Here is a 13,029-nt window from a genome sequence, read left to right on the forward strand (position 1 = left end):
GACAATCATGTTTGGTCAAATCTTCTAGGGTTCGTGGCGTGCCCCGTTTCTCCAAATGGCTTGGTGCCGCCGCATCCGCAAAAGATTGGTTGCGGAGTAGTTCTTCAGATATTGCGGTGCATAGAAAAATTTGTGCTTGAGTTCTATTTGGGAGAATGATGCGGATATGCTTCCGTAGTGCCCATAAAACTCAGCGCACCGTTCGTTGTGCAGACGCTCGTCGCTCGGCGACGTGAAGAGGTTGATGTCAGTCGTTGCGGACGGCTTGCCAGACTTTTTCATCCCAGAGGCGGATACCGCCCGTGATGCCGGCATCGTTGGAAGCAATACGGACGTGGTCGGGTAAATTATCGATATCGACATCGGCAGAGTTTCCGCCACCGAGATACAAGAGGTCGTAATGAAGTAAGGAATAGACGATATCGATCGTACGGAGCACGCGGCGATTCCATTTCTCGAGGCCATGTGCGCGACGGGCCTCGGCGCCAATGTAGTCGTTATAGGTCTCGTCCTTGTGTATCGGATGATGGGCGAGTTCGAGGTGGGGCGCCAGCATACCGTTGTCGAACACCGCGCTGCCGATGCCCGTACCGAGCGTCAGGACGACTTCGAGCCCACGCCCCGCGACGATCCCCAGGCCCTGCACGTCCGCGTCGTTGAGGAGACGTGCCGGCTTGCCGAAGCGGCGCGATAAGGCCTTCTCCAATGGATAGTCGCGCCAAGTTTGGACATCGAAATGCGGCGCCGTCAGAATTTTGCCGCTGCGGACCACTCCCGGAAAGCCGATGGAGATGCGCTCGCTGGGAGGAAGCGGTGCGGTCAGTTCGGCGATCGCGTTCAACAGAATTTCAGGATGGCACGGATAAGGCGTCGCGACGCGAACCCTCTTGACGAGCATCCGACCAGCCTCATCTAGAACCGATGCCTTGAGCCCCGTGCCGCCGACATCGATCGCCAACGTGTTTGGGCCGGTTCCGGTCGCTTTTTCCTTGCCGCTGACGTCACTCATATTTCATTTGCACCCTCAATGGCCGCTTGGTCTGTGAAGACGCACAGCATACCGACTGGTCTGAGACGCGCCGCCGGTAGGCTGTCGTCGCCTCGGCAAAGCCGCTTCAAGATCGCGCGCTTCTCCCGTCCTTCAACCAGGAAGGCAACATTCTGACTGCTCTCGAGAGCCGGATAGGTGAGGGTAATGCGTGTCTCTGATTTGACACCAACGACGGCGGCAACCCAATGGGTCTGCTCCACGAGTACAGCCGTCCCCGGAAACAACGAAGCTGTATGGCCGTCCGGCCCCAGACCGAGAAGCGTGACGTCGAAGAGTGGTCGAGCCGGATCGAGGCGTTCCGCACCGTAGAAGGATTTGAGTTGGCGCTCATAAGCGGACGCTGCCGATTCGGGGGTGATGCCTTCGGTCGGAATGGGATGGACGTTGACGGCAGGGATCGGCACCCGCGAAAGCAACGCCTCCCGTACCATGCGGTAGTTACTTCGTGCATCATCGTGAGGCACAAATCGCTCATCGCCCCAGAACCAGTGCGTTCGAGACCACGGGAAGGTATCGCGATAGGGTGGTCCCGCGAGACGTTCATAGAGTCGCCGTGGCGTCGAACCTCCGGACAAGTTGATGGCGAAGATTGCGTGTTTTGCAGTCGCCATTTCGAGCAGCCAGTCCGCAACACGATGCGATAACGCCTCCGCATTTGCGAGAGTTTCCAACTTCGCTTCAAACGGATTGATCAAGGGCGCCCCCTCGTGTCCGGCGAACAATTCGCATTGGGGATGGCTGCCACTTCGCCGGCACGAACTTCATCGACAAGATGTCCGAATTCCACCAACAAGATCGACGGAGCGACTTTAATCGCCCTTTGTCGCTTTACGCCGGTCAGGGATGCTATGCCGGATACGGCATTTCGCCGAGTACTTCTGGCGACGCGTTCGCCTGACGAGACTCTGGAAGTTTTATGCATCACGCGCTCCTTCGAGGCAGGCGTCGCGGCATACCTGTCACGCACGTCTTGTGCTGACCCGAGCCAGAACAAATTTTTGCACTGCTTTGGCGAAGCCTTCGTTCTCATTACTCTCGGTGACGGCGCTCGCCTGTGCTTTCACTTCGTCGCTGGAATTGCCCATTGCGATGGACGCGCCGGTTTTGCGGAACATCAAAACGTCATTCGGCATGTCCCCGATTGAGACGATCTGGGCGGGTGGGGTGTTGAGAAATTTGGATAAGGTGTCCACCACTGTTCCCTTGTTGGCCAGTGGGTGGGTAACATCGAGATAGTACGGCTGCGAGCGCTCTGCGCTCGCTCTCTCGCCCAGCGTGCGCTGTGCCAGCTTCTCGCATTCGGCGACGCGGTCCAGATCGTTCGAGACTCCAACGACTTTCACAGTGTGGGCTAAGTGCACGTTAGTGAACGATTCCACCACCGTGGCGTCGAACTTGACCGTCCACGCCTCGCGTGCCACGTGCGGTGCGTTCGGATCGCGGACCAACCACTCGTTTTCCGTGTAGACCCATGCGTCGAGCCTTTGGTCGAGAATAAGTGTAACAGCCTGCTTCGCTGTCGCCGGATCGAGCGTGTGGCTCTTGATCACTGAGAGATCAGGATTGACAAAGACGCCGCCGTTGAAGCCAGCGACCGGCGTCTGCAATGCCAATGGCGCGATCAACATCGCCATGCCGCGCGGCGGCCTACCACTGGTTACGGCAAATGCGATACCGGCATCGTGCAGTTCGCGGACAGCTGCCTTTGCCGCGTCGGTCAACACCTTCTCGCGGGTAACGAGCGTGCCATCGACGTCCGCCAGCAGAAGGCGGATGGCTCGATCCCTGCTCATGGCTTAGCGCACTCTGAACCCAGGCCGACCGGCCGCCACGCACGACCTCCGTCACGCCGCAATAATTCGTCGGCGGCCATTGGGCCGTCGCTACCGGAATCGTAATTCGGAAAATCAGCCTTCTTTGCTGCCCAGGCATCAAGCACCGGCTGCACAATGCGCCAGCCGTGTTCCACCATGTCGTCACGCATGAAGAGAGTCGGATCGCCGATCATCACATCGTAGAGCAGCGTCTCATAGCCGACGTTCGGCTCCTTCGGAAACCAGTCGTTATAGTGGAAGTCCATCTTGACGGCGGCGAGGTCTACGACCGGCCCGCGCCGCTTGACCTCGAACTGCAAGGATATGCCTTCGTCTGGCGCGATACGCAGCACCAGCCAGTTGGGTCGCAGGGCATCAACCGGCGTGTATTGGAACGCGGTGTAGGGCGCTTGCTTAAAGCAGATTGCAATTTCAGTTTTTCGGTTCGACAAGTGCTTGCCGGTTCGGACGTAAAACGGCACTCCGGCCCAACGCCAGTTATCGACTTCGAGCTTCATGGCGACATAAGTTTCGACGTTCGAGTCCGTCGCCACGTGTGGCTCTTGTCGATAGGATTTGACCTTCTTGTCCAGTACGTTTCCGGCTCCGTATTGGCCCCGCGCAGCGCAAGCTGGTTCGACGGCAGGCATTGCGGCAAGCACATCGGCCTTCTTCGAGCGGATTGCGCGGGCATCGAAACCCGTGGGGGGCTCCATGGCCACCATCGAGAGCAATGAGAACACGTGATTGGGAATCATGTCGCGCAGGGCGCCAGTCACCTCGTAGAATGCGCCGCGCTGCTCGACGCCCACCGTTTCCGCCGCGGTGATCTGTACATGGTCGATCCGATCGCGATTCCAAATCGGTTCAAACAGCCCGTTGCCGAAACGGAATGCCATGATACTCTGGACGGTGTCCTTACCCAGGAAGTGATCGATGCGAAAAATTTGATCTTCGTGCAATGTGCGCAGGATTTGCGTGTTCAACGCGCCTGCCGAGTCCAGGCTATGCCCGAATGGCTTCTCGACGACCACGCGACGCCAGAACCGCTGCTTCCCATCTTGATTCTCATTTTGATTGGTGAGTTTCGCCTCGCCGAGGTGGTCCACAACGGTACCGAAGAGACGATCGGCAACTGCGAGGTAGAAGATGGCGTTGCCATTGGTTCCATGCTCCTTTTCGGCATCTTGAAGAGAACCACGAAGCGCTTCGTACAATTCGGGCTTGGTCAGATCGCCCTGGATATACGACATTTTCTCCGCAAGCCGCTGCCACGCAGCCTCGTCGATGTGATCGATATCAAAATCGGTCACAGGATTTCCGACATAGCTTTTCAGAGTATCGTAAAGGTAATCGCGCCAACTTTCCGAAGTTTCCGGTGTCCGCGCCACGCCGATCAGCGCGAATTTCTCCGGCAACGCCCTAGTGCGCGAGAGATTGTAAAGCGCGGGAATCACTAGGCGTTTGGTGAGGTCACCGGAAGCGCCAAAGATCACCATGACGCAAGGATCTGTCGGCTTGGGTTTCCGAGCCGGTGGGCATTGAATGAGCTGCGCAGCATGGTGCGTTCGGACCGGAGCTTTGACGGACATCGATCTACTCCGCTGGGTTTTGTGATGCCGCGCGTCCCTGCAATTTCTTTGTCCTTGTTTCGGGGGCAATGGGCTCGCTGCCCTCGATGTGGCCACCAAAGCCGAAGCGCATCGCCGAAAGGATCTTTTCCCCGAAGGTATGATCCTGCCGCGACCGGAAGCGGGCATAAAGCGCCGTCGAGAGCACCTCTGCCGGGACCGCTTCCTCAATCGCGGCCTCTACGGTCCATCGGCCCTCGCCGGAATCCTGGACGAAGCCGGAGAAATTCTGCAGCTGCGCGTCCTTCGCTAACGCCGCGGCGCTGAGATCGAGCAGCCAGGATGATATGACGCTGCCGCGCCGCCAGACCTCCGCGATGTCCGGCATGTTGAGAACGAAGCGCTCATCGTCGGGTAGGTCCTTCGAGTCCTTGTTGTGCAGAATGTCGAAGCCCTCGGCGTAGGCTTGCATCAATCCGTACTCGATGCCGTTGTGCACCATCTTGACGAAGTGTCCAGCTCCAGATGGACCCGCATGAATATAGCCACGCTCCGCACGCGGATCTCCTTTCGCTCGGCCCGGTGTGCGCGTGATGTCGCCCAAACCTGGAGCAAGCGCTGCGAAGATTGGGTCGAGATGATCGATAACCTCCTTCGGACCACCGATCATCATGCAATAGCCGCGTTCGATACCCCACACACCGCCAGATGTGCCGCAATCAACATAGCGGATGCTCTTCTCGGCCAATTTCTTCGCGCGCCGAATGTCGTCTTTATAAAAGGAGTTGCCGCCATCGATAATAATGTCGTTCGGTTCCAGCAGGCCGCCGAGGCGTTCGACAGTCTCCTCGGTTATTCGGCCGGCGGGTAACATAACCCAGACGGCGCGTGGCCGCTCCTTGAGCGTCTCGCCCAAATCCTCAAGTGATTGAACCACTGTGGCGCCCTCCTTAGCCAGCGCCACGCGCGGTTTTTCGTCGGCATCGAACACAACACAGTGGTGACTCGCCTTCATCAACCGACGAGAGATGTTGCCACCCATGCGGCCCAGACCGACCACGCCGATTTCCATTTGCGTCACTCCTTACAAAATATCGCTACTCCAGCGCTTCATCGATGGCGCGAGCCAGCTCAACAAGGCCTGCATCGACGTCCTTGACGTGAACGCGCAGTGCACGCCGGTTCCGTTCGACAAGCACATCGAGATCGCCACGCGCTTGGGCCGCCTTCACGATACCGAAGCTGTAGGAATGACCGGGAACGTCGATGTCGGACGGGTCATCGCAGGTGACCTGCAGAAATACACCGGAATTCGGCCCGCCCTTGTAGGCTTGTCCGGTTGAATGCTGGAAGCGAGGTCCGAAGCCGAGGGAGGTGGCTGCGTGCGTCTTGTCGCGGATGCGCGTGCGCATGGCAGTCATTGCTCGCGTGTGTATCTCATCGCGCTGGATGTAAGGTAGCAGAGCCACATAGTCGCCAGCCTTCATGCGCCCGAAATGGCTTTTCAAATATCCCGCCAGTGTGTTGTGTCGACCGAGTTCTGCGGCGTTGCGCGGATCGGCGTAGAGGGCGACGCCATTTTCACGAAATACCGGTTCTTCCTTCGGCAGGCTGTGCGATTTCTCGTAGACTTCAGTTAGCGCGCTCGACTTGACTTTGCTCGCCTCGACGTCCGGCTGATCGAATGGGTCGATGCCGATGATCTTGCCAGCAACGGCGGTGGCGATCTCCCAACGGAAGAATTCCTGTCCGATGTGCCAGATATCCTTGACGTGGATTTTTGCAATCGGATGGCCGGCCTTCTCAAGTGCCGCCACAGCATCCTGTTGTGATTGAGCCGCTCGCCCATCCAGTTCCAGATATGCAAAGAAGCGGTCACTGCCGTAATGATCCGGTGTGTTCGGCGGTTCATCGGCCAGTGGAATGAGGCCGCAACCGTGCTTGCCTGTGCTTTCCGCCAGAAGCTGTTCCAGCCACGCCCCCAAATCGGCGATTTCCGGTGAAGCAATGATTGTCACCTTGTTGCGGCCGAAGCTCGTTGCCGCAATGCCGAGCGCGATGCCGAGTTTTACACCGGAATTCTCGGAAGGCGGCACGTCAGAGCCGCAGGCGCGTTCCATGAACAGCGCCGTCTCAAGAAGCCGTTTGACATCGAGCCCCATCGCCGCCGCCGGCACCAGACCGAACTTCGACAATACGGAGTAGCGGCCACCGATTGAGGGCACGCCGTAGAAGATATGGGCAAAGCCGAGTTGCTTAGCGCGACGCTCCAGCGACGATCCGGGGTCGGTTACGGCGACGAATTGATCGCCGGCCTTATGCTTGCCGCGTACAACGCCGACGCGTTCGAAAAAATAGTCCATGAAAATGTTTGGCTCTAGCGTGCTGCCAGATTTTGAGGAGACAATGAAGAGCGTCTTGCCGAGGTCGATTGCGCGCTCAATCGCTTTGATCTGCGCGGGATCTGTGCTGTCCAGCATGTGAAAATGCGGCCAGCCTGTCTGCTGGCCGAACGTCTCGCTCAAGACTTCCGGACCCAAGCTCGAGCCGCCCATGCCAAGTAGAACGACGTCGGTGAAATCGCGCTGCTTTACATCGGCCGCGAAGCCTTGCAATAGGCCGACACCGGCGAGCTCGTGGCCAACGATATCTAGCCAGCCGAGCCACTTATCCTCGTCTGCCCCCGTCCAGAGTGATTTGTCGCCAGCCCAAAAGCGCCGAATGAATCCATTCTTGCGCCAGACCTCGAGTTCATTTTCGTAAGCCGACTTCATTTCCGGGAATCCCGGAACGATTTCCAGATCCGCACGTTTGCCGTCGGTCAGCGCATGGCGGTTGCGCGCGATGGCGCCAAACAATTTGTCAAACGCCTCCGCGAACAATTGCACGCCATCGGTGACCAACTCATCCGTGACGTCCTTTAACGAAATGCCGTGCTTTTCTAGCGCCGCGAGCACCGCACGTGCGCCCGATACGTCTTGTTCTATGGCGTCGGGTGTCGCTTGGCCGTGGTCTCGGAACGCATCTATCGTTGCCGGCGGCATGGTGTTCACGGTATCTCGACCGACGAGACCTTCCACATACATTGTGTCCTTGTAGGCAGGATTCTTCGTGCTGGTTGAAGCCCAGAGCAGCCGTTGTGTCTTGGCGCCGGCAGCCGCGAGACGTTCCCAACGTGGACCAGAGAATAGTGCTTTGTATTGAACGTAGGCGAGTTTCGCGTTGGCGATCGCAGCCTTGCCGTGCAATTCGTCCGCGACTTCTTTGTCACCAAGCTTATCAAGCTGCTTATCGACTGCGGTGTCGATGCGGCTGACGAAGAAGCTCGCGACACTGCCGACCTTGGTAATGTCACCGTCAGATTTCTTAAGATCTTCGAGCCCGGAGATATAGGCTTCAACGACTTGCTCGTAGACGTTCACGGAAAAGAGCAACGTGATGTTGATGTTCAGTCCGCGGCCGATCAACTGGCGGATTGCCGGTATGCCGGCTGGCGTCGCCGGGACCTTCACCATCAGGTTCGGACGATCCACTGCCGTACATAGCCGCAGCGCTTCCCTCACCGTGGCTTCCGTATCGTTGGCCAGATAGGGCGAACATTCGAGGCTGACGTAGCCGTCGCGGCCGTGCGTGTTGTCGTAAACTGGACGCAGGACATCAGCGGCCGCCCGAATGTCGGCAAATGCAAGATGTTCATAGATCGCGGAGATGCTGTGATCAGCCTGCACTTGAAAGTGCTTCAACGCATCGGTGTATTCATTGGTCTCGGCTATAGCTTTCTCGAAGATTGACGGATTTGACGTAACACCCTTCAAGCCATCGCGTTCGACGAGTGTGCGAAGTTCGCCTTTATCGATAAGGCTGCGCTTTATGTAATCCAGCCAAAGTGACTGGCCGAGCGCTTCAAGCTGTTTCAGCGGATTCATGCGGCCTTCTCCTTAGCCAATCCGAGCTGTTGTCTCGCCGCGGTAAGCACCGCCTCCCGCGTGAAGCCGAATTTCTTCATTAGATCTTTGATCGGCGCGGAGGCGCCAAAGGTATGCATGCCGATCCTCGCACCGCCCGGGCCGACATAACGATCCCAACCGATCACCGATCCAGCCTCGACGGACACGCGCGCTTTGATTTCGGGCGGCAGCACGCTGTCGCGATAAGCCTGATCCTGCTGTTCGAACAATTCCCACGACGGCATGCTGACAAGACGAGCCGCGACACCCTCTTTGTTCAGTGCCTCGTAGGCGTCAGCGCAAAGCGCAACTTCGCTGCCGGTGCCGATCAGGATCACTGCCGGTTTCCCGCGTTTGGCATCCGCCATGACGTAGGCGCCGCGAGCAACGCCGGCGGCAGAGGCGTAGATCGTGCGGTCGAAGGTGGTGAGAGGCTGCCGGGTTAGTATGAGGCATGCCGGCTGATGCTTCAGCCCGACGACGACCCGCCAAGCCTCGACAACTTCGTTGGCGTCGGCCGGTCGGAGCGTAATGAGATCCGGAATGCTTCGCAGCGCGACGAGTTGCTCGACCGGTTGGTGCGTCGGACCATCTTCGCCGAGACCAATTGAATCGTGCGTGAAGATATAAATGACTGGCAGTTCCATCAGCGCGCCGAGGCGGATGGGCGCCTTCATGTAATCCGAAAAGTTGAGAAAGCTCGAGCCGTACGCACGGATATTGGACAGTGCGAGCCCGTTTAGAATCGTTCCCATCGCGTGTTCGCGAATTCCGAAATGCAGATTGCGACCGCCGTACTTGCCGGCCTCGAAGTCTCCAGCGGCTTCGATTGTAAGGCGCGTCTTGGTCGAAGGTGAAAGATCGGCTGAGCCGCCGATAAGTGAGGGACAATGCCGCGCGATGGCGTTCTGGACCTTGCTGGAGGAATCGCGCGTCGCGAGACCTTTCGGGTCAGCAGCGAAGCTTGGCAGATTGGCGTCCCATCCGTCGGGGAGTTCGCGCTTCTGCAACCGCTCGATTTCTCTGCTGAGCTTGGGGTATTTGGATTTGTAGGCCTTAATAAGTTCCGACCAGCCCTTTTGTAGACGCCGTCCGCGTTCGCCGATGCTGGCGTTGAAGTGCTGACGCACACCATCGGGGACGAGAAACTCGGCATCTTCCGGCCAGCCATAGGCGCGCTTCGCCAGACGAATTTCTTCCACACCAAGTGGCTCGCCATGTGCCGCGTTGGTATCCTGCTTATGGGGTGCGCCATAGCCGATATGGCTGTCGACGATGATCAAGGTCGGAACGTCGTGTGAGCGCCGGAAGGTTTCGATCGCGTCTGCGATCCGCTCGGTGTCGTTGGCATCACCGACGCGATGCACGTTCCAGCCATAGGCAAGGAAGCGCGCCGCAACGTCGTCGCTGAAGGCAAGATCCGTATGGCCTTCGATCGTGACGCGATTGCTGTCGTAAATCCAGCAGAGGTTCCCGAGCATGAGGTGGCCTGCGATCGAGGCAGCTTCGCTCGTGACGCCTTCCATCATGTCGCCGTCACCGCAGAAGGCATAAACGTCGTAGTTGAACACCTCGAAGTCAGGCTTATTGAAGTGCTTCGCCAGCCAACGCTCTGCGATCGCCATGCCGACGCTCATCCCACAGCCCTGACCCAAAGGCCCGGTCGTCGCCTCGATACCCGTTGTGCGACGATACTCAGGATGTCCGGGACATTTACTGTCTAACTGGCGGAAGCGTTTGATGTCGCCGATGGTAACCGCGAGCTCGCCGGAACGTACCTGCTCGCCATTATTGGGATTCTTGACGCCGGTGAGATGCAGCATCGAATAGAGCAGCATCGACGCATGTCCATTGGACAGCACGAAGCGGTCGCGATTTGGCCAAGACGCGTCATCCGGATCAAAGCGCAGAAAGCGTTGCCATAATGTGTAAATGACGGGCGCCAAGGCCATAGGGGTGCCGGGGTGGCCGGATTCGGCCTGCTGCACCGCATCCATCGACAATGTACGGATGGTGTTGATGCACCGTTCGTCGATAGATCGATCGCCAGATGTTGGCCGCGTATTCCTATCTGTGCCGCTACTCATGACTACGACCCGCGTTTTTAAAATCCCGGCGGTCTAGTCGGCTGGCTCGTCGCCTTCTTCGTAATGGTGAAAAGCAGTCGGCCTGATATCTCTCCGTCGATCTCGAGAGTCAGTTGGCGCTGATGTTGTGCAAATACCAGCGTCAGGGAAAGTGAATAAGGATTAAGGTTGTCCGTTTGCAGGGCCATCTTTTCGCAGCGCCGCTATGAAAAACGGACACGCGGCAAATTCGTTCCCATCTTACAAGTTACAGGCGCCGAAGCCAGCCTTCGGTTGCACTGTCGTTTGGATCATAATCCTATGCGGAATCGTCGCTGCTAGACTGAGAGACCGGACAATTTCACCGTCGATATTGTCTGAAAGGGCCTCGCGAATGGTATTCAAGGTTCAAGTCGGGCCAGCACTCATCGCGATCCATCAGGGACAGACGGTATTGGTCACCGATCCTGACGGGCAGGTGAAATTGCCAAGCAAACACGGAATGTATTTCCGTGACACCAGGGTCATCAGCGCTTGGGCGATTTACGCGAACGGAGAACCGTGGGACCTGCTGAACGGCGGCGCCATCTCCGCTCATGCGGCGCGCATCTACCAGACGAACCACGCCTTCATGAGCGAGGATGGGGCGATCCCGGCACGCTCGCTGGGCTTGCTGATAGGCCGCCACGTTGAAGGAGGGATGCACGAGGATATCGACGTCACGAACAACGGCCGAACGGTAGTTCGCTTCAATCTTGAAATTGTAATCCGCGCCGATTTTGCCGACATCTTCGAGGTCAAGAGCGATGCGATCGTGCGACGGGGTTGCATCACGACATCGTGGTCCGGCAAACGGCAGATGCTTCGCGTGACCTATCGCAACAAGGACTTCTGCCGGGAGGTCGTTGTCCATGCGGGGAAAGGCGACGGTGGTCCGGCGTTGAGTGCGAATGGGCGGCTCAGCTTCGAGATCGCATTGAAGGCCGGGGAGACTTGGCATCGCTGTCTGATTTATGAACTTGCGGATGGCAAGAAACGCGTTCAAGCGCCGGGGAAGTGCATAGATTCCAGCGCAATGACGCGCCACGCCGGAGAGATCAGCAAATGGCAGCGAACCGTTCTGAAAATTACGACCAGCAACGAGGAGTTCTATCGCTGCTACAATCAGGGCGTCCTCGACATGGCTGCGCTTCGGCTGCTGCTGAAGGGAACCGACCGCATGGTGTTTGTTCCCGCCGCCGGGCTGCCCTGGTTCGTGGCTCTCTTCGGTCGTGATACGCTGATCGCGTCGTTGCAGACAATGATCGTCTACCCGGAATTCGCTGCCGGTGCGCTGGAGGTGCTGGGCCAGTATCAGGCGACGGAGCACGACGACTACAGAGACGCCGAACCGGGGAAGATACTGCACGAGCTTCGATACGGCGAGCTGGCGCATTTCAAATTGATCCCGCATACGCCGTACTACGGCACCGCGGATGCGACGCCGTTGTATCTGGTAGCGCTTCACGCAGCGTGGCGAGCCACGGGCGACCGTGAGCTGATCGAGCGGCAACTGCCCAATGCCGAGGCCTGCCTGACTTGGATCGAGAAGTACGGCGATCGCGACGGCGACGGGTTTCAAGAATACCAAACTCGCTCGGAGGCTGGCTATGAGAACATGTCTTGGAAGGATTCTGGAGATGCGGTGATGTATCCTGATGGGACGCCGGTATCCGGACCAAAGGCATTGTGTGAATTGCAAGGTTATGTCTACGACGCCTGGCTACGTATGGCCGAGATTTACGATGAACTCGGCAACAAACGGCGCGCCAACGCCCTGCGCATAAAGGCGGCGGAGCTATTCAAGAAGTTCAACGACGCATTCTGGGACGAGGGCTCGGGCTTCTATGCCTATGCGCTGGACGGCCAAAAGAAGAAGGTAATGTCGGTGGCGTCCAATGTCGGACAGTGTTTGTGGTCCGGCATAATTGAGCCGAGACGCGCCGGGATCGTCATAAAGCGTCTGATGCGGAAAGATATGTGGAGTGGCTGGGGCATACGCACGCTCTCGGCGGATCATCCCTCATTTAATCCGTATAACTATCAGACCGGAGCTGTATGGCCGCATGACAACTCGCTTATTGCATTAGGCATGCGTCGCTATGGGTTTGCATCGGAGGCGGCGATGGTGGCGCGCGATATCAGCGGAGCGGCGAGGCATTTTCTGTTGAACCAGTTGCCGGAGTTGTATGCTGGGCTGCAGCGCGACGGCGCGAGCTTTCCCGTGCAATATCTCGGCGCCAACGTGCCGCAAGCGTGGGCAGCGGGGGCCCCATTCATGCTTCTCCAGGCGATGCTGGGGCTGCAGCAGGATGCGCCGCGTGGCAAATTGTACGTCGATCCCGCGCTTCCTGACTGGTTACCCGATGTGACGCTGATCGATCTGCGGCTGGGGCGGGCGCGCTTTGATATCCGCTTCTGGCGAGACGGTAAGGAAACGTTATTCAAGGTGACGAAGGGGAAGCGAAACGCTGTTGAGCGGATGAGACATCGCGATGTCTGGAAGCGTGACCAGTAGGTAAGAAGCACACCCGGCGACGC

Annotated in this window: 8 protein-coding genes; 1 reads left to right on the plus strand and 7 read right to left on the minus strand. The window is 58.1% G+C overall.

Annotation, left to right across the window (positions count from 1 at the left end; genetic code table 11):
* Positions 1-247: 247 nt before the first annotated feature.
* From HYPDE_RS03410 to tkt, 7 genes are all read right to left on the minus strand, one after another.
* Complete coding sequence (locus HYPDE_RS03410) at positions 248-1,009, minus strand: ROK family protein (RefSeq protein WP_015596955.1); 762 nt, start codon at positions 1,007-1,009, stop codon at positions 248-250.
* Positions 1,006-1,746 (minus strand): 6-phosphogluconolactonase, encoded by a 741-nt coding sequence (gene pgl / locus HYPDE_RS03415; RefSeq protein ID WP_015596956.1) that lies wholly within the window; start codon positions 1,744-1,746, stop codon positions 1,006-1,008. The genes HYPDE_RS03410 and pgl overlap by 4 nt, the downstream gene beginning before the upstream one ends.
* A gap of 264 nt (positions 1,747-2,010) precedes the next feature.
* Complete coding sequence (locus HYPDE_RS03420) at positions 2,011-2,844, minus strand: Cof-type HAD-IIB family hydrolase (protein WP_015596958.1); 834 nt, start codon at positions 2,842-2,844, stop codon at positions 2,011-2,013.
* Positions 2,841-4,457 carry a glucose-6-phosphate dehydrogenase gene (gene zwf / locus HYPDE_RS03425; RefSeq protein ID WP_015596959.1) on the minus strand — a complete coding sequence of 539 codons (1,617 nt, stop codon included), beginning with the start codon at positions 4,455-4,457 and terminating at the stop codon, positions 2,841-2,843. The genes HYPDE_RS03420 and zwf overlap by 4 nt, the downstream gene beginning before the upstream one ends.
* A gap of 4 nt (positions 4,458-4,461) precedes the next feature.
* On the minus strand, positions 4,462-5,508 hold the full coding sequence (gnd, locus tag HYPDE_RS03430; RefSeq protein WP_015596960.1) for a phosphogluconate dehydrogenase (NAD(+)-dependent, decarboxylating): 1,047 nt from the start codon (positions 5,506-5,508) through the stop codon (positions 4,462-4,464).
* A 25-nt stretch (positions 5,509-5,533) separates the two neighbouring features.
* On the minus strand, positions 5,534-8,362 hold the full coding sequence (locus tag HYPDE_RS03435; protein ID WP_015596961.1) for a bifunctional transaldolase/phosoglucose isomerase: 2,829 nt from the start codon (positions 8,360-8,362) through the stop codon (positions 5,534-5,536).
* Positions 8,359-10,470 (minus strand): transketolase, encoded by a 2,112-nt coding sequence (tkt, locus tag HYPDE_RS03440; protein WP_041319903.1) that lies wholly within the window; start codon positions 10,468-10,470, stop codon positions 8,359-8,361. Before tkt ends, HYPDE_RS03435 begins: the two co-directional genes overlap by 4 nt.
* A 373-nt stretch (positions 10,471-10,843) precedes the next feature.
* Between tkt and HYPDE_RS03445 the strand changes: the two genes are divergently transcribed.
* Entirely contained in the window at positions 10,844-13,006 is a 2,163-nt protein-coding gene (locus HYPDE_RS03445) for an amylo-alpha-1,6-glucosidase (RefSeq protein WP_015596963.1), read from the plus strand.
* Positions 13,007-13,029: the final 23 nt, after the last annotated feature.

Source organism: Hyphomicrobium denitrificans 1NES1, from assembly GCF_000230975.2.
Classification (GTDB): Bacteria; Pseudomonadota; Alphaproteobacteria; order Rhizobiales; family Hyphomicrobiaceae; genus Hyphomicrobium_B; species Hyphomicrobium_B denitrificans_A.

Coding starts and splice junctions, on each gene's coding strand:
- HYPDE_RS03410 (WP_015596955.1), bottom strand. CDS start 1,009: ATGAGTGACGTCAGCGGCAAGGAAAAAGCGACCGGAACCGGCCCAAAC.
- HYPDE_RS03420 (WP_015596958.1), bottom strand. CDS start 2,844: ATGAGCAGGGATCGAGCCATCCGCCTTCTGCTGGCGGACGTCGATGGC.
- zwf (WP_015596959.1), bottom strand. CDS start 4,457: ATGTCCGTCAAAGCTCCGGTCCGAACGCACCATGCTGCGCAGCTCATT.
- gnd (WP_015596960.1), bottom strand. CDS start 5,508: ATGGAAATCGGCGTGGTCGGTCTGGGCCGCATGGGTGGCAACATCTCT.
- HYPDE_RS03435 (WP_015596961.1), bottom strand. CDS start 8,362: ATGAATCCGCTGAAACAGCTTGAAGCGCTCGGCCAGTCACTTTGGCTG.
- tkt (WP_041319903.1), bottom strand. CDS start 10,470: ATGAGTAGCGGCACAGATAGGAATACGCGGCCAACATCTGGCGATCGA.
- HYPDE_RS03445 (WP_015596963.1), top strand. CDS start 10,844: ATGGTATTCAAGGTTCAAGTCGGGCCAGCACTCATCGCGATCCATCAG.